At 64.4% G+C, this 24,314-nt stretch carries 20 protein-coding genes; 18 read left to right on the forward strand and 2 right to left on the reverse strand.

Features of this window, described 5'->3' with window-relative positions:
* The first annotated feature begins 48 nt into the window (after nt 1-48).
* Nucleotides 49-2,430 (forward strand): TonB-dependent receptor, encoded by a 2,382-nt coding sequence (locus F2P46_RS21735; protein ID WP_166894053.1) that lies wholly within the window; start codon nt 49-51, stop codon nt 2,428-2,430.
* An 82-nt stretch (nt 2,431-2,512) separates the two neighbouring features.
* Here the strand turns inward: F2P46_RS21735 and F2P46_RS21740 are convergent, their stop codons facing one another.
* Nucleotides 2,513-3,193 carry a Bax inhibitor-1/YccA family protein gene (locus tag F2P46_RS21740; RefSeq protein ID WP_166881102.1) on the reverse strand — a complete coding sequence of 227 codons (681 nt, stop codon included), beginning with the start codon at nt 3,191-3,193 and terminating at the stop codon, nt 2,513-2,515.
* Between the two features lie 227 nt (nt 3,194-3,420).
* Here F2P46_RS21740 and ndk point away from each other — a divergent pair, with 227 nt between their 5' ends.
* The 17 genes from ndk (at nt 3,421) to F2P46_RS21825 (ending at nt 21,671) form a co-directional block, all read left to right on the forward strand.
* Nucleotides 3,421-3,846 (forward strand): nucleoside-diphosphate kinase, encoded by a 426-nt coding sequence (gene ndk / locus F2P46_RS21745; RefSeq protein ID WP_166881127.1) that lies wholly within the window; start codon nt 3,421-3,423, stop codon nt 3,844-3,846.
* Nucleotides 3,847-3,963: 117 nt separating this feature from the next.
* A complete protein-coding gene (rlmN, locus tag F2P46_RS21750; protein ID WP_166894055.1) occupies nt 3,964-5,133 on the forward strand; it encodes a 23S rRNA (adenine(2503)-C(2))-methyltransferase RlmN in 1,170 nt (389 codons plus the stop codon).
* On the forward strand, nt 5,130-5,993 hold the full coding sequence (gene pilW / locus F2P46_RS21755) for a type IV pilus biogenesis/stability protein PilW (protein WP_208296723.1): 864 nt from the start codon (nt 5,130-5,132) through the stop codon (nt 5,991-5,993). The genes rlmN and pilW overlap by 4 nt, the downstream gene beginning before the upstream one ends.
* Nucleotides 5,994-6,006: 13 nt before the next feature.
* Nucleotides 6,007-6,993 (forward strand): helix-turn-helix domain-containing protein, encoded by a 987-nt coding sequence (locus F2P46_RS21760; RefSeq protein WP_166894056.1) that lies wholly within the window; start codon nt 6,007-6,009, stop codon nt 6,991-6,993.
* Nucleotides 6,994-7,015: 22 nt separating this feature from the next.
* The gene (ispG, locus tag F2P46_RS21765; protein WP_166894058.1) at nt 7,016-8,287 is read left to right on the forward strand and encodes a flavodoxin-dependent (E)-4-hydroxy-3-methylbut-2-enyl-diphosphate synthase; all 1,272 of its coding nucleotides are present in this window, start codon (nt 7,016-7,018) and stop codon (nt 8,285-8,287) included.
* The gene (gene hisS, locus F2P46_RS21770; RefSeq protein WP_166894060.1) at nt 8,280-9,635 is read left to right on the forward strand and encodes a histidine--tRNA ligase; all 1,356 of its coding nucleotides are present in this window, start codon (nt 8,280-8,282) and stop codon (nt 9,633-9,635) included. Before ispG ends, hisS begins: the two co-directional genes overlap by 8 nt.
* 55 nt (nt 9,636-9,690) lie before the next feature.
* Nucleotides 9,691-10,344 (forward strand): tetratricopeptide repeat protein, encoded by a 654-nt coding sequence (locus F2P46_RS21775; RefSeq protein ID WP_166894062.1) that lies wholly within the window; start codon nt 9,691-9,693, stop codon nt 10,342-10,344.
* Between the two features lie 46 nt (nt 10,345-10,390).
* On the forward strand, nt 10,391-11,545 hold the full coding sequence (bamB, locus tag F2P46_RS21780; protein WP_166894138.1) for an outer membrane protein assembly factor BamB: 1,155 nt from the start codon (nt 10,391-10,393) through the stop codon (nt 11,543-11,545).
* Nucleotides 11,546-11,552: 7 nt separating this feature from the next.
* Nucleotides 11,553-12,896, forward strand: a complete 1,344-nt coding sequence (gene der, locus F2P46_RS21785) for a ribosome biogenesis GTPase Der (protein WP_166894064.1) — start codon at nt 11,553-11,555, stop codon at nt 12,894-12,896.
* A gap of 266 nt (nt 12,897-13,162) precedes the next feature.
* Entirely contained in the window at nt 13,163-13,399 is a 237-nt protein-coding gene (gene hfq / locus F2P46_RS21790; RefSeq protein ID WP_026354376.1) for an RNA chaperone Hfq, read from the forward strand.
* 48 nt (nt 13,400-13,447) lie between these two features.
* Nucleotides 13,448-14,689, forward strand: coding sequence for a GTPase HflX (gene hflX, locus F2P46_RS21795; RefSeq protein ID WP_166894066.1), 1,242 nt, complete (start codon nt 13,448-13,450; stop codon nt 14,687-14,689).
* 1 nt (nt 14,690) lies between these two features.
* Complete coding sequence (hflK, locus tag F2P46_RS21800; RefSeq protein WP_166894068.1) at nt 14,691-15,965, forward strand: FtsH protease activity modulator HflK; 1,275 nt, start codon at nt 14,691-14,693, stop codon at nt 15,963-15,965.
* On the forward strand, nt 15,965-16,864 hold the full coding sequence (gene hflC, locus F2P46_RS21805; protein WP_166894070.1) for a protease modulator HflC: 900 nt from the start codon (nt 15,965-15,967) through the stop codon (nt 16,862-16,864). Before hflK ends, hflC begins: the two co-directional genes overlap by 1 nt.
* Before the next feature lie 360 nt (nt 16,865-17,224).
* Nucleotides 17,225-18,385, forward strand: a complete 1,161-nt coding sequence (locus F2P46_RS21810; RefSeq protein ID WP_166894072.1) for an ATP phosphoribosyltransferase regulatory subunit — start codon at nt 17,225-17,227, stop codon at nt 18,383-18,385.
* Nucleotides 18,386-18,390: 5 nt separating this feature from the next.
* Nucleotides 18,391-19,704, forward strand: coding sequence for an adenylosuccinate synthase (locus F2P46_RS21815; protein WP_166894074.1), 1,314 nt, complete (start codon nt 18,391-18,393; stop codon nt 19,702-19,704).
* 24 nt (nt 19,705-19,728) lie between these two features.
* Nucleotides 19,729-20,274 carry a phosphoribosyltransferase gene (locus tag F2P46_RS21820; RefSeq protein WP_166881114.1) on the forward strand — a complete coding sequence of 182 codons (546 nt, stop codon included), beginning with the start codon at nt 19,729-19,731 and terminating at the stop codon, nt 20,272-20,274.
* Between the two features lie 236 nt (nt 20,275-20,510).
* Nucleotides 20,511-21,671: a hypothetical protein gene (locus F2P46_RS21825; protein WP_166894076.1), complete on the forward strand. Its 1,161-nt coding sequence runs from the start codon at nt 20,511-20,513 to the stop codon at nt 21,669-21,671.
* A gap of 112 nt (nt 21,672-21,783) precedes the next feature.
* Here F2P46_RS21825 and F2P46_RS21830 read toward each other — a convergent pair whose 3' ends face one another.
* Nucleotides 21,784-24,129 carry a hypothetical protein gene (locus tag F2P46_RS21830; RefSeq protein ID WP_229509393.1) on the reverse strand — a complete coding sequence of 782 codons (2,346 nt, stop codon included), beginning with the start codon at nt 24,127-24,129 and terminating at the stop codon, nt 21,784-21,786.
* Nucleotides 24,130-24,314: the final 185 nt, after the last annotated feature.

A 24,314-nucleotide genomic window follows, 5' to 3' on the forward strand; every position in this document is an offset into this window, starting at 1 on the left:
TCCTCCACAGAACCTCTTTTTTCAACATCTGTCTGTGGAGTTTGCCTCATGCGCAAAGCGCGTTTCATCCCCCTTCCGTTCGCCTTCGCGAGCTTGTTGTCGGCCGCCGCCGTGGCCGCGCCAGTCCAGCCGCCGGCCCCCGCGCCCGTGCTGCGCCTCGACCTGGCCAGCCGCCCGCTCGGCGACGCCCTCAACGAACTGGCGCGCCAGGCCAATTTGCAGCTCGGTTTTGCGCCGGCCCTGGTCAGCGGCAAGAGCGCGCCCGCCGTGGCCGGCAACTACACGGCGCAGCAGGCGCTCGAACGCTTGCTCCAGGGTAGCGGCCTGGTCGGCAAGGTGGAGCAGGGCGCGGTGCTGGTCCGGCCGGCGCCGGGCGCCCCGGAGCAGGTGCTGATGAAGGAAGTGACGCTCACCGCCGCGCCGCTGGCCGAGCCGGCCCAGGCGCGCGAGCAGGGCTACCGGGTGCGCCGTTCCTCCGCCTCGGGTTTTCGCGAGCAGGCCGTGCTCGACACCCCGTTTTCGGTGAGCGCGTTTTCGGCCGAACTGATCCAGGACCAGCAAGCCAAGTCGCTGGCCGACGTGGTCAAGAACGACCCGTCGGTCACCCTGGCGTCGGACCCAATGTGGTTCGACCGGGTCATGGTGCGCGGTTTTTACCTGGGCGTGGACGCGGTCAAGCGCGACGGCCTGACCATCAACGACCAGGGCTCGATCGCGCTCCAGAACAAGGCCTCGGTCGAGGTCGCCAAGGGCTTGTCGGCGCTGCGCCACGGCCTGACCTCGCCCGGCGGCGTGGTCAATTACATCGTCAAGCGTCCGGGCGCGGACAGCCTGTCGCGCCTGACCATCTCGGCCAATGACGATGGCGCGCTGGGCGCCCACGCCGACCTGGGGCGGCGCTTCGGCCACGACCGGCAGTTCGGGGTGCGCCTCAATGCCGCCGCCGACAAGTTGCGCAACCACGTGCCCGGCTACAAGGGCGACAAGCAGTTGGTCAGCGGCGCCTTCGAATGGCAGGCCAGCGACGCGCTGCTGCTCGAAGCCGATATCGAACGCCAGCGCTCCGAGAAGCAGGGTCCCGGCTCGCCCAACATCCTGTGGTGGAACACCCTGGCCGAGGCGCGCGCCGCCTTTTCCCGCCTCGACGCGAAGAGCTATGCGGCGCAGGATTGGGCGGTCGAGCCGAACCGGCAAACCTACCTCGGCGCGCGCGCCACCTATCAGTTGGGCGAGCAATGGAAGCTGGGGCTGGCCGGCCACCGCGCCAGGCTCGCGCGCGACCAGCGCTCGATCAATCCGCGCGCCATGCGGCCCAACGGCGACTACGACGCCAGCCTGTATTTCAGTCCCGACCAGGAGCGCAACAACACCAGCGTGCAACTGGTGCTCGAGGGTGACGTGCGCAGCGGAGCGCTGGCGCATGCGCTGGCCGTCGGGGTCGACTCGGTGCGGCGCGACATGCTCTACGGCGACGGTTTTTCGGGTCCGATCGGGCAGGGCAAGCTGTTCGCGCCGCGCCCCATCGCCGATCCCGCTCCGGTGGTGGGTGCGGCCTACCTGGCCAACCGGGCCGACCAGCGCGCGCTGTTCGCCACCGACACCATCAGCCTGGGCGCGCAGTGGCAGGTATTCGGCGGCCTGCGCCATACCCGCATCGCCATCCACAGCGGCAGCCCGACCGGCGCGCTGCGCAAGACCTACGACAAGGCCGCGACCACGCCGGCGCTGGGATTGCTGTTCAAGCCGGCCCCCGGCATGTCGCTGTACGCCAGCTACGCCGAGGGCCTGGAGCAGGGCGGCGCCGCGCCGCTCGGCAGCAGCAACCAGAACCAGGTGATGAATCCGCTCGAGAGCCGCCAGCTTGAACTGGGCGCCAAGGCCGAGCTCGGGGGCGCCTTGCTCACCGGCGCGCTGTTCCAGATCGACAAGGGGCTCGAGTACACCAATGCCGACAAGCTGTACGTGCAAGATGGCAGCCAGCTGCACCAGGGTGTGGAAGTGACCCTCGGCGGGCCGCCCACGCGTAACTTGCGCCTGCTGGCGGGCGCGGCCTGGCTGAAGGCGCGGGTCGATGAAACGGCCAACCTGAGCCTGATTGGCAAGCGGCCGCAAGGTGTGCCGGCCTGGCAGGCCAATCTGTTCGCCGACTACGCGCTGGGGGCGCTGGCGCCGGGACTGTCGCTCAATGGGGGTGTGTATTACGGCGGCAAGAAGGCGGTCGACCTGCACAATACCTGGATGGCCAGCGGCTACCTGCGGTTTGACGCCGGGGTGCGCTACGAACAGGCGCTGGCCTCGGGCCGGCGCGCGGTGCTGCGTCTGACGCTGGAAAACCTGGCCGACCGGCGCTACCTGGCCAATACCAACGGCGGCGCGCTCACCTTCGGCGCGCCGCGCAGCGCGCGGGCATCGCTGGCCATGGATTTCTGAGCCGCGCACGGCTGCGGGGCGGCTGTGCGGACGTAAAAAAACCGGCCCGCAGGCCGGTTTTTTGTTGCCGGTTGGCTAACGCTTATTCGCGTTCGCCGCCCAGGCCCAGCAGCGAGAGCAGGTACTGGAAAATCATGTAGACGTTCAGGTACAGGCTCAGGGTGGCGCTGATGTAGTTGGTCTCACCGCCGTTGACGATGCGCTGCACGTCGTACAGGATGTAGGCCGAGAAGATCGCGATACCGATCACCGAGATGGCCAGCCACAGGGCGGGCATCTGCAGGAAGTAGTTGGCCAGGGTGGCGAGGATCAGCACGATCACGCCGGCGAACAGCCACTTGCCCATCATCGAGAAATCGCGCTTGCTCACGGTGGCGATACTTGCCAGGACGGCAAATACGCTGGCCGTGCCGCCGAACGCCATCATGATCAGGGTGCCGCCGTTGGAAAAGCCCAGGGTGCGGGTCAGCAGCGGGGTCAGCCAGATACCCATGAAGAAGGTAAAGCCCAGCAGCACCACGACGCCCATGGCCGTTTGCTTGGTTTTTTCGATGCCCCAGATAAAGCCGTATGACATCGCCAGGAACAGCACGAAACCGAGGATGCCGCGTGGTACGGGTAGATGGAACATCACCCCGATGGCCGCGCCCAGCACGGTCGGGATCATCGACAGGGCCAGCAGCCAGTAAGTGTTGCGCAGTACGCGGTGACGTACCGCCTGGCTGGAACCCGCCAGGTCGTAGTCTTGCAAGCTAATTGACATAGTGCCTCCGATTGATAAAAAAGTAATGCTCGCTAAAAGAATAGCACGGCGCGGGAAAAACGCGCAAAATCGCGCATGCGCCCGCGTCTATTTGAAGACGTCACTCTAACACTTCTGCGGACGGCCGTGCAATATCCCTCAAAAAGGGGTGTTGTATGGTAAAATCGAAGGTTGATTGGGTCCCGTTACCCAACATTAAACCTTTCTTTTTATTGGAGTTTTTACACATGGCAATCGAACGCACCCTGTCGATCATCAAACCTGACGCAGTTGCAAAAAACGTCATCGGGCAAATCTACAGCCGCTTTGAAGGCGCTGGCCTGAAAATCGTCGCAGCCCGCATGATGCACCTGTCGCGCGCCGAAGCAGAAGGCTTCTACGCTGTGCACGCTGCACGTCCATTCTTCAAGGACCTGGTCGAATTCATGATTTCGGGTCCTGTCATGGTGCAAGCGCTCGAAGGCGAAAACGCCATCGCTACCCATCGTGACCTGATGGGCGCGACCGATCCGAAGAAGGCAGAAAAAGGCACCATCCGCGCCGATTTCGCCGATTCGATCGATGCCAACGCCGTGCACGGCTCCGACGCCGCTGAAACCGCTGCTGTGGAAATCGCGTACTACTTCCCAGCACTGAACGTGTACTCGCGTTAATTGGCGTTAGTCAATCAGTCACTGGTGACTGATTGACCTGTATCACACCGCTTGCCCGGTTCGCCGGGCGGGCGGGATATTTTTCCCTGATTTTGCCCTGACTGATTAAAGAATACTATGACGACTCTCACCAATCTGCTGGACTTCGATCCCGCGCAACTCGTCGCTTACTGCGCCGACTTGGGTGAGAAGCCGTTCCGTGCCAAACAGCTGCAGCGCTGGATCCACCAGTTCGGCGCCAGCGAGTTCGATACCATGACCGACCTGGCCAAGTCGCTGCGCGACAAGCTGGCCACGCGCGCCGAAATCCGCGCGCCCGCCGTCATCAGCGACCACACCTCGCTTGATGGCACGCGCAAGTGGCTGGTCGACGTCGGCAATGGCAATGCGGTCGAAACCGTGTTCATCCCGGAAGAAAACCGCGGCACCCTGTGCATTTCCACCCAGGCCGGCTGCGCCGTGAACTGCCGTTTCTGCTCGACCGGCAAGCAAGGCTTCAACCGCAACCTGACGGTGGCCGAAATCATCGGCCAGCTGTGGATGGCCGAATTCGAACTGCGCCGCACCAAGGGCGTCGAACCCGGTCCGAAGGGCGAGCGCCAGATCACCAACGTGGTGATGATGGGCATGGGCGAGCCCCTGCTCAATTTCGAACCGACCGTCACCGCCCTCAAGCTCATGCTCGACGATAACGCCTACGGCCTGTCGCGCCGCCGCGTGACCCTCTCGACCTCGGGCGTGGTGCCGATGATGGACAAGCTGTCGCAGGAAGTGCCGGTGGCGCTGGCCGTGTCGCTGCACGCGTCGAACGACGCCCTGCGCGACGGCCTGATTCCGCTGAACAAAAAATACCCGCTGCGCGAGCTGATGGCCGCTTGCCGCCGCTACCTCGAATTCGCCCCGCGCGACTTCATCACCTTCGAATACTGCATGCTCGACGGCGTCAACGACAGCGACGAGCACGCGCGCGAGCTGGTCGCCCTGGTCAACGACCCGGTCGTCGGCGTGTCGTGCAAATTCAACCTGATTCCGTTCAATCCTTTCCCTGAGTCCGGCTTGTTGCGCTCGAAAAATCCGCGCATCAAGGCCTTCGCCCAGGTGCTGATGGATGGCGGCCTGGTGACCACGATTCGGAAAACCCGCGGCGACGATATCGACGCCGCCTGCGGCCAACTGGCCGGCGAAGTGCAAGACCGTACCCGCGTACAGGAGCGCATGGAAAAAATGGCTGAATACCAGAAGAAGTTCGGCGCCGACTTCGGGCGCATCGTGGAGATCGCTTCTTGAACGCGCGCGTGACGCCGGGCGCGCACCCGCGCCGCCTGCTGGCGCTGGCCCTGGTGGCCGGCTTTGCTGCGGCGCTGGGCGCCTGCACCACCACCACCGTCACCCGCAACGCCTCGGCCGAGGAGGCCGGCCTGCAGGGCAGCACCACGGAACTGAAGACCGCCTCCGACCAGACCAACAAGGACAAGCGCGCCGCCATCCGCATGCAACTGGCCATCGGCTACTACCAGGAAGGCAACTACGGGGTCGCCCTCGACGAGATCAAGCAAGCCATCGCCATCGATCCCGAGATGGCCGACGCCTACAGCGTGCGCGCCCTGATCTACACCAGCATGGGCGAGAACATCCTGGCCGAAGAAAACTACCAGCGCGCGATGCGCCTGGCGCCGCGCAATCCCGAGCTCAACAACAACTACGGCTCCTTCCTGTGCCAGACCGAGCGCTTCGCGCCGGCCATCGCCCAGTTCGAGATCGCCCTGAAAAACCCCATGTACCAGTCGCCGGTCAAGGCCCTGGTCAATGCGGGCGGATGCAGCATCAAGCAAAAGAATTACGACGCCGCCGAGCGCTACCTGCTGCAGGCGTTGCGTATCGAAGCCGACCTGCTCCCGGTGCAAGCCGGCCTGGCGCGGGTCTATTACGAGCGGCGCGACTACGTGCGCGCCGGAGTTTATATCAACCGTGTGAAAGCGGTCGCGAAACTGGATAGCTTGCCCGCCGATGTGCTGTGGCTGGCGATCCGCGTCGAACGCAAGCTGGGCGAGAAGGAATCGGAGACGAGCCTGGCGACGCAACTGCGTCGGCGCCATCCCGGTTCGCCCGAGTTCGCAGCCTTCCAGCGCGGTGCATTTGATGAGTGAGACAGGATCGACAATGAGTTCAGAGTGGGCAGAACAAGCAGCAGCGGGCGGCAACGCGAACGCGGCCAACCACGGTTTGCCGGGCAAGACCCTGGCCGCCCAGCGTGAAGCAATGGGATGGACGGTCGAGCAAGTCGCCGATCAATTGAAAATGGCCGTGCGCCAGGTCGCCGCGCTGGAAGCGGGCGACTACGCCAACCTGCCGGGACCGGCCGTGGTGCGCGGTTTCGTGCGCGCCTACGCCAAGGTCGTCAAGCTCGACGCGGCCCCGCTGGTGGCCATGATTTCGCTCGATACCCCGGAGCTGACCGAGCCCGGCAGCCGCAGCGTGCGGCGCGACAAGCCGGCCACGTTTTCCGAAGTGCGCTTCCCGACCAACGGCAAGCGCTCGCGCCTGCCGCTGGGCCTGATCGGCGCGGCCGTGTTGCTGGTCGCCGCCGCGGCTGGCGCCTGGCAATTCGGCCTGGTGCCGTCCGCGCTGCTGGGCGGCGCCAGCCACGCGACGCCGGCCGCCGCTTCCGGTTCGCAAGCGAGTGTCACGGTGCTGCCGGCGCCGCTGGTGGGCGACAAGCCGGCCGGCACGCCTGCGCCGCTGGAAACGACCCTGGTCAAGCCGGACGAGCGCAAGAGCGTGATCGCGCCCGCGCCGCCGCTGGTGTCGGTGCTGCCGCCGGCCGGCGTGGCGCCGTCGCCGACGGTGGCGACCCCGGTGGCCGGCGCCGCCGCCACGCTTCCCGCCGCGGCCATGGCAGTCCCCGCCGCCCCGGCCAGCAACCCGCTGGTGATCAACGTGCGCGAAGATTCCTGGGTCGAAGTGCGGCGCGCCAGAGGCTCGCCTTTGCTGTCGCGCCTGGTCAAGGCCGGCACCGTCGAAACGCTCGATATCACCGAGCCGGTCACCCTGGTGGTCGGCAAGCCGGGCGGCGTGTCCGCCACCCTGCGCGGCGAAGCGGTCAGTTTGCCGGACAACGGCCGCACCGCCAAAGTCAAACTCAAGTAAAAGTCAAATTAGGTCTTCGTTCATGTCTTCTTCGAATCTGGCGATTCCCTCCGGTCCCCTCGCGCGGCGCTCAAGCCGGCGCGTGCTGGTCGCGCACGGCGAACGCAAAATCTGGGTCGGCGGCGACGCGCCCGTGGTGGTGCAGTCGATGACCAACACCGACACGGCCGACGTGATCGGCACCGCGATCCAGGTCAAGGAACTGGCGCGCGCCGGCTCCGAGATGGTGCGCATCACGGTCGACAAGCCCGAAGCGGCGGCCGCCGTGCCGCTGATCCGCGCGCAGCTCGACAAGATGGAAATCGACGTGCCGCTGGTGGGCGACTTCCATTACAACGGCCACACCTTGCTGCGCGACTTCCCCGAATGCGCGCGCGCACTGTCGAAATACCGCATCAATCCGGGCAACGTGGGGCAGGGCGCCAAGCGCGACAGCCAGTTCGCCCAGATGATCGAAGCGGCCATCATGTACAACAAGCCGGTGCGCATCGGCGTGAACTGGGGCAGCCTGGACCAGGCGCTGCTGGCGCGCATCATGGATGAAAACGCCCAGCGTGCGCAGCCGTGGAGCGCGCAGGCGGTGATGTACGAAGCCCTGATCACCTCGGCCATCGACAACGCCGTGCGCGCCGAAGAAATCGGCCTCGGGCGCGACCAGATCATCCTCTCGTGCAAAGTGTCGGGCGTGCAAGACCTGATCGCCGTGTACCGCGAACTGGCGCGCCGCTGCGACTATCCGCTGCACCTGGGCCTGACCGAAGCGGGCATGGGCAGCAAGGGCATCGTCGCCTCGAGCGCCGCGCTGTCGGTGCTGCTGCAAGAGGGCATTGGCGACACGATCCGGATTTCGCTCACGCCGGAACCGGGGGGCGACCGCACGCGCGAAGTCGTGGTCGCGCAAGAGATTTTGCAAACCATGGGTCTGCGCAAGTTCGCGCCGATGGTGATCGCCTGTCCGGGTTGCGGACGCACCACCTCGACCACGTTCCAGGAACTGGCCGACAACATCCAGACCTATCTGCGCGAGCAGATGCCTGAATGGAAAAAGGCCTACCCGGGCGTGGAAGGCATGAACGTGGCCGTGATGGGCTGCATCGTCAACGGTCCGGGCGAATCGAAACACGCCAATATCGGCATCAGCCTGCCGGGCACGGGCGAGTCGCCGGCCGCGCCGGTCTTTGTCGATGGCAAGAAAACAGTGACGCTGCGGGGCGACAGGATCGTCGAGGAATTCCAGGCAATCGTCCTGAATTACGTACAAACTACTTACGGTAAGTTAGAAGAAAATGTCTGAGAATAAAAAAGAAAAAGCCACAAAGATCACCGCCGTCAAGGGCATGAACGATATCCTGCCGGCCGACGCGCCGCTGTGGGAGCTGTTCGAAAACACCGCGCACTCGGTCCTGAAAAGCTACGGCTATCAAAAGATCGTGACCCCGATCGTCGAAGACACGGCGCTGTTCAAGCGCGCCATCGGCGCGGTGACCGACATCGTCGAAAAAGAAATGTACTCGTTCAAGGATTCGATGAACGACGACGAACTGACCCTGCGCCCCGAAGGCACGGCCGGCGTGGTGCGCGCCGTCATCGAACACAACCTGGTCTACGACGGCCCGCGCCGCGTCTGGTACTCGGGACCGATGTTCCGCCACGAGCGTCCGCAGCGCGGCCGCTATCGCCAGTTCTTCCAGGTCGGCGCCGAAGCGGTCGGCTTTGCCGGTCCGGATATCGACGCCGAGCTGATCATGCTGTGCCGCCGCCTGTGGGACGACCTGGGCCTGGAAAACATCCGCCTCGAAATCAACTCGATCGGCGACGCTAGCGAGCGCCAGCGCCACCGTGCCGACCTGATCACGTATTTCGAAGCCAACGCCGAACTGCTCGACGAGGAAGCCAAGCGCCGCCTGCATGCCAATCCGCTGCGCATCCTCGACACCAAGAACCCTGCCATGCAAGACCTGGTGAACAAGGCGCCGAAGCTGCTCGACTACCTCGAAGGCGAGTCGGTGGTGCACTTCGAAGGCCTCAAGCGCATTTTGGATCACAACAATATCCAGTACACCGTCAATCCGCGCCTGGTGCGCGGGCTCGACTACTACAACCGCAGCGTGTTCGAGTGGGTCACCGACAAGCTCGGCTCGCAAGGCACCGTGTGCGCGGGCGGGCGTTACGATCCGCTCATCGAAAGCTTCGGCGGTAAACCAACCCCGGCGGTCGGTTTCGCCATGGGCATCGAGCGCCTGGTCGAGCTGATGAAAGAAGCGGGCGAACCGAACGATCCGTCCGAATGCGATGTCTATATGGTGCACCAGGGCGAGCAAGCGCGCATGCAGGCATTCGTGCTGGCCGAGCGTATCCGCGATGCCGGCCTGGATGTTGTGTTACATTGCGCCGCTGCGAGCGGTCCCGGCAGCTTCAAGAGCCAGATGAAAAAAGCCGACGGCAGCGGCGCGGCGTTTGCCGTGATCCTGGGCGACGATGAAATCGCCAAGCGCACGGCGGCGGTCAAGTCGATGCGCGGGGCCGAAGGCGAGCAGCAGGCCAGCGTGCCGTTCGACGATGTCGTCGACTACCTGGTCAACCAGATCGTCGGCGCCCACGAGCATGAACACGACCACGAGCACGTGCATTACCATCACTAAGCAGCAGGCTTGCGCCGTACCCCGATTAACCTGACCTAATACTGTTGAGAAACACATGGCATACGATCTCGAAGAACAAGAACAACTGGCCGCGATGCAGGCCTTCTGGAACAAGTACGGCAACATGCTGATGGTGGTGCTGATCATCGCCGCCGGTTCCTATGCCGGCTACACCTGGTGGCAGCGCGCCGAGCGCGTCAACGCGGCCGAAGCGTCGGCCTTGTACACGCAGATCCAGACGGCGGCCACCGCCAAGGACAACGCCAAGGTGCAGCGCATCGCCGCCGACGTGCGCACCAAGTACGCCAAAAGCGCCTACGCCGCCATGACCTCGCTCACGGCCGCCAAGAGCGCTTTCGAGGCCAACGACCTCAAGTCGGCCAAGGCCCATCTGCAATGGGTGCTCGACAATGGCAACGACGAGTACAAGTCGATCGCCAAGCTGCGCCTGGCTGGCGTATTGCTCGACGAGAAAGCCTACGATGAAGGCTTGAAACTGCTGGCGACGCCATTCCTGCCGCAGTTCGCCGGCGCCGTGGCCGACCGCAAGGGTGACATCCTGGTAGCGCAGAACAAGATCGCCGAAGCGCGCAGCGCCTACCTGGCCGCCTTGGCCGCGATGGACGCCAAGCATCCGGGTCGCGCGCTGGTGCAGATCAAGCTCGAAGCCATCGGCGGCACCATGCCCGACACCAAAGCGGCCGCCTGAGCGGCCCAGTGGTCTGTAACGAGTTACCCAGAACAAGGTCATGACTATGCGTATTACCCAGAAACTTATCGGTGTGAGTGTGCTGGCCCTGATGGCCGGCTGCTCCACCCTGAGTTCGCTTAATCCTTTCGCCTCCAAATCCAAGGGCAACGTGCCCGCGCCGCTGGTCGAGCTCAAAGGCTCGATGGCCGTGCGCACCGCCTGGAAGCTCGATATCGGCAAGGCCCAGGATTACGTCTTCACCCCGGTGCTGGTGAACCAGTCGCTGGTCGTGGCCGGCGCCGACGGCGCCATTGCGCGCGTCGACGCCGCCAGCGGCAAGCAGCTGTGGCGCATCAAGGCGCCAACCGGCCTGACCGCCGGCGTCGGCACCGACGGCAACATGCTCGTCTTCGGCGGCGCCAAGGGCGGCGTGCTGGCCTACGACCTCGAAGGCAAACTGCTGTGGACGACGCAAGCGTCGAGCGAAGTGCTGTCGAGCCCCGTGGTGGGCGACGGCATCGTGGTGGTGCGCTCGGTCGACAACCGCATCGTCGGCCTGGACGCCAAGACCGGCGAGAAAAAATGGACCGTGCAGCGCGTCTCGCCGCCATTGACCTTGCGCAATGCGCCGGGCATGGTGGTGGTCGGCAAAGAAGTCATCGTCGCCCAGCCGGGCGGCAAACTCTTGTCGCTGAACATGGCCACCGGCGCGGCGCGCTGGGAAGTGGCGGTCGGCGAATCGCGCGGCGCGACCGAACTCGAACGCGTCACCGACATCGGCGGCACCCCGGTCGTGATCGACCAGGAAGTGTGCGCCGTGTCCTACCAGGGCCGCGTGGGCTGCTTCGACATCAACACGGGCGCCGCGCGCTGGACCAAGGAACTCTCGTCCGACGTCGGTGTGTCGGTCGACCAGCGCTTCGTGTTCGCCGTCGACGACAAGGGCGCGGTGTCGGCCTTTAACCGCGAAGGCGGCGTGAGCGCCTGGAAAAACGACAAATTAAGTTATCGCCGCCTGTCCACCCCGGTGTCCTACGGACGCACCGTGGCCGTTGGCGACTATCAAGGTTTCATCCACTTCCTGTCACGGGAAGATGGTTCCTTTCTGGCGCGCGCCGCCACCGACGGGAGCGCCATTACGTCGGCTCCCCTGGTGGCAGGTTCAAACCTGATCTTTCAAACACAATCTGGGACAGTGACCGCTATCGCGGTCGAATAAAAACACCATGAAGCCGGTAATCGCATTAGTTGGTCGCCCCAACGTCGGGAAATCGACACTCTTCAATCGCCTCACCCGCTCGCGCGACGCGCTCGTGGCCGACTTGCCTGGCCTGACGCGCGATCGTCACTACGGCGAAGGCCGGGTCGGTGAACGCCCCTTCCTCGTCATCGACACGGGCGGCTTCGAGCCGGTCGCCAAGGAAGGCATCATGTTCCAGATGGCCCTGCAGACCAAGCAGGCCGTCGCCGAAGCGGACGTGGTTGTCTTCATCGTCGACGGCCGCCAGGGCTTGACGCCGCACGACAAGACCATCACCGACTTCCTGCGCAAGTCGGGCCGCAAGGTCATGCTGGTCGTCAACAAGGGCGAGGGCATGAAGTACAGCTCCGTCGTGGCCGACTTCTATGAACTCGGCATGGGCGATCCGTACGTCATTTCCGCCGCCCACGGCGACGGCGTGACCGACCTGGTCGAAGAAGCCTTGAACGAAGCCTTCGCCGGCCGTCCGGACGACCAGGAAGAACTCGAGCCAGCCGCGCGCGGCGTCAAGATCGCCATCGTCGGCCGTCCCAACGTGGGCAAGTCGACCTTGGTCAACACCCTGATCGGCGAAGAACGCGTGATCGCCTTCGACATGCCGGGCACCACGCGCGACTCGATCGAAGTGCCGTTCGAACGTGATGGCAAAAATTACACGCTGATCGACACGGCCGGTATCCGCCGTCGCGGCAAGGTGTTCGAAGCGATCGAGAAGTTTTCGGTCGTCAAAACCCTGCAGTCGATTTCGGAAGCCCACGTGGTCATCCTCTTGCTCGACGCCCAGCAAGACATTTCGGAGCAGGATGCGCACATCGCCGGCTTCATTCTGGAGTCGGGCCGGGCGCTGGTGGTGGCCGTGAACAAGTGGGACGGCTTGCGCACCGATGAGCGCGACGAAATCAAGATCGACATCGACCGCAAGCTCGATTTCCTCTCGTTCGCCAAGACCCACTTCATTTCGGCCCTGAAGGCGCAAGGCATCGCGCCGATGATGAAGTCGGTCGACGCGGCGTACGCCGCCGCCACCGCCGACCTGTCCACGCCGCGCCTGACGCGCGCGCTGATCGAAGCGGTCGAGAAGCAGGAACCACGCCGCAAGGGCTCGATCCGTCCTAAAATGCGCTATGCGCACCAGGGCGGGCAGAATCCGCCGATCATCGTTATCCACGGCAATTCGCTCGACGCCATTGGCGAGCCGTACAAGCGCTACCTCGAGAAGCATTTCCGCGACACCTTCAATCTGGTAGGTACGCCGCTGCGGATCGAGCTGCGCGTGGGCAAGAACCCGTTCGCGCGGACGTCCAAGTAATTGCGGACGTCACGGCGGGCGCGCAAACCGTAGCGAGCGGCGCAAATTTCGTCCGAGAAGCGCAGCCGTACGCAAGTACGGTGAGCATCGCCGGGCGAAAGTTGCGCCGCGCAGTAGGTTTGCGCGCCCGCCGTCCGACAGACAATTGCAAAACAGGTTACAGTAACTCAGGGACATCATTCGCCTCACAACAATGATGGTCCCGGCACTTGAAAAACCAGCGAGTCGCCTCCAATTCTTTACTACAACAACATCACGGAGCTGTTATGAGCAACAAAGGGCAACTGTTACAAGACCCATTCCTCAATGCCTTGCGCAAAGAGCATGTTCCCGTCTCGATCTACCTGGTCAACGGGATCAAACTGCAGGGCCATATCGAGTCCTTCGACCAATACGTCGTCCTGCTGCGTAACACGGTGACCCAGATGGTCTACAAGCATGCAATCTCCACCGTTGTGCCGGCACGCGCGGTAAATCTCAACCTTGATTCCGAAGCTGAGTAAGGCCATGGGCGTCGCCACCCCGGGTCGCCTGGCCCCGCAGGGAGGCCTATGCGCGCAGCACTAGTCGGCATCGATTTCGGGGCCGGCGACTTCAACGCGAGTGTTGAAGAGCTGGCCTTGCTCGCCCGCTCGGCAGGCGCCGAGCCGATCACCACCATCACCGCCAAGCGTTCCAGTCCTGACGCTGCCTACTTTGTCGGCAGCGGCAAGGCCGACGAAATCGGCCTGGCCTGCGTGGACCAGAACATCGAGATCGTGATTTTCAATCACGCCTTGTCTCCGGCCCAGCAGCGCAACCTGGAAAAGCGCCTGAATATCCGCGTGCTCGACCGTACCAGCCTGATCCTCGATATCTTCGCGCAGCGCGCCAAGAGCCACGAGGGCAAGTTGCAGGTCGAACTGGCGCAGTTGCAGCATCTGGCCACGCGCCTGATCCGCGGCTGGACTCACCTCGAACGGCAAAAGGGCGGTATCGGCCTGCGCGGTCCGGGTGAAACCCAGCTCGAGACTGACCGCCGCCTGATCGGCGAGCGCGTCAAGGCCCTGCGCGCGCGCCTGGCCAAGCTGCGCAAGCAGCATGAAACCCAGCGCCGTTCGCGCGGCCGCAGCCATACCTTTTCGGTGTCGCTGGTCGGCTACACCAATGCCGGCAAGTCGACCCTGTTCAATGCCCTGACCAAGGCTGGCGTGTATGTCGCCAACCAGCTGTTCGCCACCTTGGATACGACCTCGCGCCGCGTCTACCTGGGCGAAGAGGCCGGCAACGTGGTCATGTCCGACACGGTCGGCTTCGTGCGCGAGCTGCCCCACCAGCTGGTGGCGGCGTTCCGCGCCACCCTGGAAGAAACCATCCACGCCGACCTGCTGCTGCACGTCGTCGATGGCGCCAGCCCGGTGCGCATGGAACAGATCGAACAGGTCAACCTGGTGCTCAAGGAAATCGGCGCCGATCACATTCCGCAGATTCTGGTGTGGAACAAGATCGACGCCGCCGGTCTGGAACCGGCGATCGAGCGCGATGAAGCGGGCAATATTGCGCGCGTGTTCATCAGCGCCCACACCGGCGCCGGGATCGACATGCTGCGCGAAGCCGTGGTCGAAGCAGCCAGGGCCGCGCCGGCGCGCAGCCACCTTTTTGAAGAGCAGGACGATGCCGAACCGGTTGACGACGCCGAGGCCGAGTACGCAGACGATGCGCACGAGGCCGATGCCGACGACGCAGACGACGCGCACGAGCAAGACGCGCAACCGGCCGAAATTCCAACCTCCACCAACGTCGGACCTCGATAGCATGCTTGCTTCATTACTCAAACGCGTCGGCATCCGGCCGCCGCCTACTGTCCTGCTGCAGGACAGCAAACGTCCCGGTGACGGCCCGCCCGATCTCGACCAGATGTGGCGCGACTTCAACCAGCGCCTCAATCGCCTGTTCGGCAACAAGGGACCAGGCGGCGACGCCGGCGGCGGCGGTCCGTACCGTCCCGACATGAAGGGCGCCGGCGTCACGGTCGGCGCGGCGGTGGCGGTGGTCGGCTTCATCTGGCTCGCCAGCGGCGTGTTCAGCGTGCGCGAAGGCCAGGCCGGGATCGTCTCGACCTTCGGCAAATACAGCCACAGCACCGGTTCGGGCCTGAACTGGCGCATGCCGTATCCGTTCCAGACCCACGAAAAGGTCAACGTCAACGAAGTGCGGACCATGGAAATCGGCTACAGCGGCAATGTGCGCTCGAAGAACCTGAAAGAGTCGCTGATGCTGACCGACGATGAAAACATCATCGACATCCAGTTCGCGGTGCAGTACACGCTCAAGGACCCGAAAGCCTGGCTGTTCAACAACCTGGAGACGGATGAAACCGTGCGCCAGGTGGCTGAAACCGCCATCCGCGAAGTGGTCGGCAAGAGCAAGATGGACTACGTTCTCTACGTCGGCCGCGAAAAAGTCGCGCTCGACACGCAGTTGCTGATGCAGCAGATCCTCGACCGCTACGCCCTGGGCGCGCAGATCAGCAATGTGACCATGCAGGGCGTGCAACCGCCCGAGCAGGTGCAGGGCGCTTTTGATGACGCCAACAAGGCCGGTCAGGACAACGAACGCGCCAAGAGCGAGGGCGAAGCCTACGCCAACGACGTGGTGCCGCGCGCGGCCGGTAACGCCGTGCGCCTGCTGGAAGAAGCCCGGGCCTACCGCTCGATGGTGACCGAAAACGCCACCGGTAACGCGGCCCGCTTCACGCAAGTGATGACCGAGTACCAGAAGGCGCCCGGCGTCACGCGCGACCGCATGTACCTCGACACCATGCAGCAGATTTTCAGCAGCGCCAGCAAGGTCATGGTCGACGTCAAGTCCGGCAGCAATTTGCTGTACCTGCCGCTCGACAAACTGATCGCGCAGACCGCCGCCAACGACGCCGCCATCGGCGCCAAATCCGGCCCCGTGGTCCCGATGACGCCGGCGCAGGTCGCGCCGTCGCAGGCGCTGCCGGCCGACGTGCTGCAGCCGCTCGAACAAGTGCGCCAGCGCGATAACCGCAGCCGCGAATCCTCACGTGATCGGGAGACCCGTTAATGAACCGCTTAGTTACCCTATTTGTTGCGGGCTTCATCGCGCTGATGCTCCTGTCCTCGACCGTGTTCGTGGTCGACCAGCGCAAGTTCGCGGTGGTGTTCGCGTTCGGCGAGATGAAGGAAGTGATCAGCGAGCCAGGCTTGCATTTCAAGCTGCCGCCGCCGTTCCAGAACAAGATCGAGCTCGACAAGCGCATCCTCACGCTCGATACGCCCGACGCCGACCGTTTCATGACGTCCGAAAAGAAGAACGTCATGGTCGACGCCTTCGTCAAATGGCGCATCATCGATCCGCGCCTGTACTACATCAGCTTTAACGGCAACGAGGCCAGCGCCCGTGGCCGCATGGGCCAGATCGTCAAGGCGGCGCTGAACGAAGAAATCACCAAGCGCACGGTGCGCGAAGTGATCTCGGGCGAGCGCGGCAAGGTGATGGCGGCGATCCAGCTCAAGGTGGTGGCCGAGGCCAAGCAGATCGGCGTGCAGATCGTCGACGTGCGCCTCAAGCGCGTCGATTACGACGAGAAGATCAACGCCTCGGTGTACGACCGCATGCGCGCCGAGCGCCTGAAGGTGGCCAACGAGCTGCGTTCGACCGGTTCGGCCGAGTCGGAAAAGCTGCGCGCCGCCGCCGACCGCAAACGCACCGAAACGCTGGCCGCCGCCTACCGCGAGGCCGAGCAGATCAAGGGCGAGGGCGATGCCGCCGCCTCGGCGATCTACGCCGAAGCGTTTGGCAAGAGCCCGGAGTTCTACAAGTTCTACCGCTCGCTGGAAGCCTACCGCGCGAGCTTCAAGACCCACGGCGACGTGCTGGTGCTCGATTCGAACTCGGAGTTCTTCAAGTATTTCCGTGCTCCGGGCGGGGCGTCGGCGCCTGCCGCCGCGCCGAAGAAGTAAGCGGACGGTTGGATGACACGATGGGCGGGCCTGCATTGCAGGCCCGCCCATTTGCATTGGACGCTCGTTCACGCCAGCACCGTCGTTCCCGCGAAGGCGGGAACCCAAGTACATGCTGCGGCGGCAGGCGTGTCGAGCGACTTGGGTTCCCGCCTGCGCGGGAACGACGAGTTCGTGGCGGAACGATGGTTTGACGGTTTTTCAGCAAACGCACGCAGCACCCGTAACAAGCTCACAACTGCCTGCTGCACATTTGTTGGCGCTCTTAAACCATTTTCCTGTAAAATCGCTGATTCGGCGCTACATTTAGCACGACCGTGCGCGCCATATTGTCCGATTTTTAACTATCTCCCGTTGCCCATGCCGAACTGGCTCCTGCCTGAAAATATCGCCGACGTCCTGCCGTCCGAAGCGCGCAAGACCGAAGAGCTGCGCCGCCTGATGCTCGATAACTTCCGTTCCTACGGTTACGAGCTGGTCATGCCGCCCTTGCTCGAATATGTCGAGTCGCTGCTGGCCGGCGCCGGCCAGGACACCGAACTGCGCAGCTTCAAGCTGGTCGACCCGATGTCGGGCCGCATGCTCGGCCTGCGCGCCGACATGACCACCCAGGTCGCGCGCATCGATGCCCACCTGCTCAACCGCGACTCGGTGACCCGCCTGTGCTACGCCGGCAGCGTGCTGCACACCCGCCCGAGCGGCTTGCACGCCACCCGCGAACCCTTGCAGATCGGCGCCGAAATCTATGGCCACGCCGGCCTCGAAGCGGACGCCGAAGTGCAGGAACTGGCGCTCGCCTCGCTGGCCCTGGCCGGCTTCGGCTTTGATCAGGTGCGCCTGGACCTGTCGCACGCGGGCCTGCTGCGCGCGCTGCTGGCCGACGACGCCGTCGCCAGGAAAGATGAAGCGGCCCTGTACACGCTGCTGCGCGCCAAGGACAGCCCGGGGTTAGAGGCGATCAGCGCGGCCTACGCGCCGGCCACGCGCACCGCCCTGAAAGCCTTGCCCGGCCTGTACGGCGATATCGACGTGCTGGCCAGGGCGCGCGAAGTGCTGCCGGCGCTGCCGGGCATCACGCGCGCGCTGGCCGAACTGGCGGCGCTGGCCGGATCGGCCCTGGGCCGCGCCGACGTGGCGATCGACCTGGCCGACCTGCGCGGCTACCAATACGAAAGCGGCGCGATGTTCGCGCTGTACGTGCCCGGCCTGCCGAATGCGGTGGTGCGGGGCGGGCGTTACGACCATGTGGGCGAAGCATTCGGCCGGGCCAGGCCCGCGACCGGCTTTTCGCTCGACTTGCGCGAACTGGCGCGGCTCTTGCCGACCGCCGAGCGCAAACACGCGATTCGTGCTCCATGGGGCAATGCCCCCGAGCTGCGTGAAAAAATCGCTCAACTGCGCAAAGCAGGCGAGGTTGTGATCCAGAGTTTGCCGGGTCACGACAATGAGCAGGACGAGTTCGAGTGCGATCGCGTACTCGTCCTCGAAAACAGTAACTGGATTCTCAAAAACTTAGGCTAAGTGTGATGTCAAAGAAAAACGTGGCAAAGAACGTCGTTGTCATCGGCACCCAGTGGGGCGATGAAGGCAAGGGCAAGATCGTCGATTGGCTGACCGATAACGCGCAGGGCGTGGTTCGCTTCCAGGGTGGCCATAATGCCGGCCATACCCTGGTCATCAAAGGTCAGAAGACCGCCTTGCAGCTGATCCCCTCGGGCATCATGCGCGAAGGCGTGGCCTGCTACATCGGCAATGGCGTGGTCGTGTCGGTTCCCGACGTGATGCGCGAAATCGACAAGCTCCAGGCCATCGGCGTGGAAGTGGTGTCGCGCCTGAAGATCTCCGAGGCTTGCCCGGCGATCCTGCCGTACCACGTCGCCATCGACGTGGCCCGTGAAGTGGCGCGCGGCGTCAACAAGATCGGCACCACCGGCAAGGGCATCGGCCCGGCCTACGAAGACAAAGTGGCACGCCGCGCGATCCGTATCGCCGACATGCTCAACGAAGAGCGCTTCGCCGAAAAACTGCGCGAAAACCTCGACTACCATAACTTCGTGCTGACCAACTACCTGAAAGCCGACGCGGTCGACTTCCAGAAAACCTTCGACGACGCGATGGCCCTGGTGCCGCGCCTCAAACCGATGGTGGGCGATGTGTCCTCGCAGCTGTACGCGGCGCACAAGGCCGGCGGCAACCTGCTGTTCGAAGGCGCGCAAGGCTCGCTGCTCGACGTCGATCACGGCACCTATCCGTACGTGACCTCGTCGAACTGCGTGGCCGGCAACGCCGCCGCCGGCGCCGGCGTCGGCCCGAACATGCTGCACTACATCCTGGGCATCACCAAGGCGTACACGACGCGCGTCGGCTCCGGCCCGTTCCCGTCGGAACTGCCGACCGATGCCGGCGTTGGCCATCACCTGTCGTCGGTCGGCCATGAATTCGGCACCGTCACCGGCCGTGCGCGCCGCTGCGGCTGGTTCGATGCCGCACTGCTGCGCCGCTCGGTCCAGATCAATGGCGTCTCGGGCATGTGCCTGACCAAGCTCGACGTGCTGGACGGCCTGGAAACGCTGCAACTGTGCACCGGCTACAAGATCGACGGCCGCGATGTCGACATCTTCCCGGTCGGCGCGGAAGACGCGGCGCGCTGCGTGCCTGTGTACGAAACCATGCCGGGCTGGAAAGAAAGCACCGTCGGCGCGAAATCGCTGGCCGAGCTGCCGGCCACCGCGCGCGCCTACATCAAGCGCATCGAAGAACTGGTCGGCGTGCCGGTCGATATGGTTTCCACCGGTCCCGACCGCGTTGAAACCATCGTCCTGCGCCATCCGTTCGAATAATCAGAATAAGAGCAAGGAATCATCATGACCACCCCTCCATCGACCGAGAACGACCTCTGGGTGTCTTGGGACGAGTACAACCGCCTGATCGAGCGCCTGGCGCTCAAGGTCTACGAATCGGGCTGGAAGTTCGACCAGGTGCTGTGCCTGGCGCGCGGCGGCGTGCGCCCGGGCGACGTGTTCTCGCGCATTTTCGACGTGCCGCTGGCGATTTTGTCGACCAGCTCCTACCGCGAAGAAGCGGGCACGGTGCGCGGTGACCTGGACATCGCCAAGTACATGACGATGACCAAGGGTCCGCTGGCCGGCAAGATCCTGCTGGTGGACGACCTGGCCGATTCGGGCGTCACGCTCGACAAGGTCACGCGTCACCTGAGCGAGAATTTCGCCGGCGTGACCGAGGTCAAATCGGCGGTGATCTGGGTCAAGGGCACGTCCTCGATCCGTCCGGATTACTTCCTGGAAGACTTGCCGCACAACCCGTGGATTCACCAGCCGTTCGAGGATTACGACGGCCTGCGTCCGCACCAGTTGTCGGCGTGGATGAAGAAGTTCGACAAGCCGGCATAAGACTGTCGCTGACGCTTGCCAACGGCGGGAGGATCACATGATCCTTCCGCCGTTTTTCGTTGCGGCCACACTTCTCGCCGGAAATCTTGCGTCTGGTCCTTTTAAGCGTCCGGATTGATCGCCCATTCGCGCGCGCGCATGATGGGACACAAGCGGCGGCGACTTCCTGGTAGGCATGCGGGCTGAACATCCCTACAGTGGAAGTGCATGCCCCCCTTCACAAACAGGAGCCGACCATGACCACCCTGACCGGAACGCTGGACCTTGGCCGGATCCCGGACGAGCAGTTCGATCCGCATTTTCACTTGCGCGTTGCCGTCGTGTTCTACGACCAGGTGCTGGGGTCGGTCGTCTTGAAACCCGTCAGCCGCGCGGCGCCACTCGCGTTTTCGGTTCCGTTCAGTCCGGCGCAGTTCGGCTTTCGGCGCTTGCCGGCGGCGCTGACCGTGGTGATCGGCGCCGCCGCCGCCGCTATCGATCTGCTCGCTACCGATACCTTGCGGCACGAGGTATCGCTGGCGGGCTTGCTCCATGCGCCCATGGAGGCCTTGGCGATTCCGGTGGGTACGCTCAGGCCGGGCATTGCGCAGTATGGCCGCTGGCTGGTCGGCAGCGGATTGTTCCCGCTTGCGGGCGGCATGGCCTGCACGCCGCCTGCCGAGGGCGAGCTGGACGCCGAGATCGCCGAACTCGGCAGCGAGGACGCCAGGCGCAACGACTACACCATCGAAACCGAAGACGACAACCCGGGCCGCTTGGTCGGAACGGCGCTGTCCGCTGACGAGGAACGCGCCCTCGACGTGATGCAGATCAACACCGACGCCGCCGACGATCGCGGCGCCAGGCAGATGCGGGTGGCGGGCAATTGCAGCAGCCGGCCCTGGCATGTCGCGCCTTGCCTGGTGCGCTTGCGGGCCGAGATCAACCTGCGCTGGCCGGATCGGGACAAGCGCTCCGACGGCACCATTGGCGACCAGAGCCACTGCGAGCGCCCCAGCGACCACAATCCCAACGAGCGCAGCTCGGTCAATGCCTTCGATGTCGACAAGGACGGCATCGCGCCGATGGAGGTGGTGCGCGCGGCGCTGCTGCATCCATCGACCAATTACGTCATTTTCAACAAGACCATCTGGTCGCGCGCATATGGCTTCCGCGCACGCCAGTACACCGGCGCCAATCCGCACACGGCGCACCTGCACGTCAGCATCCTTCCGAGCGCGGCTGCCGAGCAGGATGATCGTGGATGGCGCATCTGGCCGGTCGTGGCGGCGTCGTCCGTGGAGGGACTGCGCACCGATGTCGCGCCGGCTTTCGATGTCGGGCGGACGTATGAGGTCATGCTGACGCTGGACGGCAAGCAGTTCGAGGTGGCGCTCACGGTGCTGCGCGCGCATTGAGGCGGCACCGGCGGGTGCGCCGTGGAAGAGGAGATGGAGCGCCAGGCGCAGGGGCGTGCCCGGCGTCTGGCGCATCGTGTCGCTGTCCGGGGCCGGTTGGCGGCCCCAACTATCAGCGCGGCACGATCGCGAACTGCGGCCGCTGGCCGTAATCCGGCTTGATCGTCCGCTTCGCGAACACGTCCCACGCCGCGCGCGCGTTCGGGATGCCGGTGCTGGCCGCCATCGCTACCGCCGGCTGCATATTGGCCGGGAAGCCTTCTTGCGAGCTTGCATAACCCGTCATCTCACCCGCCAGCCATGGCGTGCGGCCCGATCGCTTGTCGATTTCGAGCTGGGTGCGCCAGTTGGCCTGCAACTGGCTGGCGCAGGGCTGGTCCACATAACGTTGGCCGGTGCTGTTGACCAGGTCGGTGTTGTCCGCCGCGCGGAAAGTCGCCTGCCAGGCCTGGGCGAAGGTCGTGAAGTAGGGCGACGCTTCGGTGGCGCGCACCGACAGGGCATACACCGCACCATCGACCCAGCAATAGCCCGGCGCCGTCAGGCGGCCGACCGGGAAGCGTGCTTTCCAGTCGAGCAGGGTCTTGGACTTGGTGAAGCCGAGCTCGTGCGCCTGGCCGATGCTGGACGTGAAGAAATCATCCTGCCATGGCGACATGCCGGTCTTCGGGCCGCCCGGGCCGGTGTAGGCCACCGCCGCAAAGCCGCTGTTGTCGATGAAGCCCAACTGGTTGGTATTGCCGGCCACGAAGGTCGTGTTGTACCAGTCGAGGTTATTGTCGACAATCTTGTTGAAGTACGCCTTCAGCGGGTGATCGTCCGGCGCAATGTAAGCGGCCTGCGTCAGCGAGCGCAAGGACCACGCTTGTCCACGTACCTGGTGGCTCTTGACCAGGCCGGTGGCATGCTTGCGGTAGCCCGGGTTCTGGTTGATCAGGTTCCAGTTGGCCCAGAAGTGCAGCTCGTCCAGGTGATAGGTGTCGCCGGTGACCAGGTAAGGCAGGTACGAGAACGATGGGTGGTGCGAGGTCTCGGGCGTGTAGGGCGTCTTGCACTCGATGGCGGGAGTGCACTGCGGCAAGTCTTCCCAGCGGTTGAGCGCCCGGTTGAAGCTGTCCACGCTGATCTTGATGTCGCGCACGAACGGGTAGTCGACGATGGATACCGGCTGGCCGGTGACGCGGTCGCGGTAGTGCATCGGCCAGCTGCCGCTCAGGTCGCTCAAGCCCACGGTGACTTCCTTGGCGCGCTCATCCATGCTGAGCAGGTACATCGCACCCCATGCATGGTTCAAGCCGATATCCGGGCGGCCGCCCGTGGCCGGCATGTATTTGTCGACCATGGCCATGCCCATCGGGCCCGGCTTGGCCGCATCCCAGGTGGTTTTCATGGTGGTCAGCGCGGTCGGCGAAATGGTCAGGCCCTGGTCGTAGTTCGGCACCGCCTTCGATGCGATCAGGTAGGCCGTGTCGTGCTTGATGTGGACTGCCGGCTCCAGTTCGGGCCAGAACACCTTGCGCCAGCGCGCGTGGTGATAGTGCTTCAGGGCCGCGATGTTGTAGATGCTCTTGCGGTTGATGAGCACTTCCGCATCGTAGGTGAAGGTTTTCGGGGCGGGTTCGTAGGCCCAGTTGTTTTCGACCGTGACGTCGACCCGGGTCTTGCCGTACACGCCGTTGCCGCTCTTGTAGGAGCGGATGGCGAAGCGCGCGCTCAGGTGCGGATGGTTCACGCCGGCGGCCGACTTGAACGGCGCCGACACCTGCCACTCGTTGACCATCGGGCCGGACAGCCAGGTCTGGTACGCCGTGTTCTGCAACAGTTCAGCCGCCGAGGCCGTGTACGGCTGGCCATCCACGGTCAGCTTGACGGTGGCGTCGAAGCCGCTCGCCAGCAAGGAACCGGGGCCGGTTTGCGGGCTCTGGGCCGGCGCCGCTGCGGCAGTCAGGGCCAAGGTGCCGTTCTGGCCGGCGGCCATCTGCGGCAGGACCGCGGTGATGATCGCGTGGCGCACCGATCCGTCCGGATGCCTGGCTTTGATGTTGACCTGCAAGGGCAGGGCGGCGCCGGCATACACCCCGGCCAGGCCGCCTGTGGCGGGAAATGCGCCCGGTGCAAACACCTGGCCGAAGGTGAGCGGGACGTTGTATTGCAGGAAGCTCGCTTTGTTGATCAGTTGCAAAGTCGTCAGCGTGGTCCCGATCGCTGCCGGCAGCCCCAGCGGCGGGGCCGGCGTCAGCGGATTGGCGGGCGTCAGCGAGAGCAGGGCGCTGCTGTGCGCTTCGGTGACGACGGTGTCGGCCGGGGCGGCCGGCGCTGCCTGGACCGGGGCGTCCGGCGCCGGCGCCGGCGTCGCTGCCCGCTCCGGTGCGCCCCCGCCGCCGCAGGCGACCAGGAATGCCGCGCCGAGGCTGGCCAGGCCCCGCGATGTGCAGGCACGATAGTGAATAATCGACAAGATGAATCTCCTTAAAGTATTTGATTTTTAGCAACACTAGGCTGCTGTGTTACAAATGTCAATACGAAAGGCGATGCGCGCGGCGCGCGCGGGGGGCGATGTTAGCGCGCACATTGCCGCATTGTCATGGGAAGCTTGTTCAAGATCGCGGCATGCTTGCACGAAAGGATGACTGTCTGATTTTC

It is taken from the genome of Massilia sp. CCM 8734 (assembly GCF_011682155.1).
Taxonomy (GTDB): Bacteria; Pseudomonadota; Gammaproteobacteria; order Burkholderiales; family Burkholderiaceae_D; genus Telluria_A; species Telluria_A rubra.